This is a genomic window from Thiolapillus sp. (genome assembly GCF_048562965.1).
Taxonomy (GTDB): Bacteria; Pseudomonadota; Gammaproteobacteria; order Chromatiales; family Chromatiaceae; genus Thiolapillus; species Thiolapillus brandeum_A.
Map to the genome: position 1 here is coordinate 1 of NZ_JBHNMF010001382.1, position 662 is coordinate 662.

Sequence of the window (662 nt, forward strand, 5' to 3'; positions counted from 1 at the left end):
TGGGCGTTCACGTTGTGCTCACCTGGTTATCGCTTCAAGGCCTGGCAGCCCCAGCATCCAGCAACCCGAATCGGTGAGGTGAAAAAGACTGGAGGGTGATGTGGGCGAAGGCCGTTTTACCTTGACATCCTCCCCGCCCTAAAGGACAGGGATTCCAGCCCCCTCGGTTGAGGTGGTAGGTGGTACTGCCTCGCGGCTTCCCACAGGTTCCTGCTTCACGGGGCAGTCTGACTGCACCCTCCCTTCCACAGGCCAGCACGCGGTGTCCCCGCGCTCGTATGTTCTTCGCGGCATTGGTATCCGCGTGTTCGGTATGACCACAAGCCTGGCAGTGAAACACCGCTCACCGCCGGCCCATTGGTAGTATCATTTATTCCTGCTCATGCCATATTTCTCCTGCGGTGACCGATACTTTATCCCGACTGAGCACGGGTATAACAGTGATCCCCTCTGCGTCGGGATACTTGTTCAATAGTGCTTGCAGGTCCTTGCGGTACACCTGTCCGGGCAGCAACAGGGACACGGGGCAATGTTGGCGCCGTTGACATCCTCACTCGCCCTGAAGGGCGAGGATTCCTCCATCGAGACGGGGATGCCCCCCCGCGGCAAGGATATTTTTAGCCGCGTTGATGTCGCGGTCGTGTTCGGCTCCGCACTCCGAA

General features: G+C 59.1%; 2 protein-coding genes. Both read right to left on the reverse strand.

What is annotated here, in order from left to right; translation table 11 throughout:
• Positions 1–34: 34 nt before the first annotated feature.
• Positions 35–340 (reverse strand): zinc ribbon domain-containing protein, encoded by a 306-nt coding sequence (locus ACOCD2_RS24455; RefSeq protein ID WP_374109615.1) that lies wholly within the window; start codon positions 338–340, stop codon positions 35–37.
• 30 nt (positions 341–370) lie between these two features.
• A complete protein-coding gene (locus ACOCD2_RS24460; protein ID WP_293650088.1) occupies positions 371–523 on the reverse strand; it encodes a hypothetical protein in 153 nt (50 codons plus the stop codon).
• Positions 524–662: the final 139 nt, after the last annotated feature.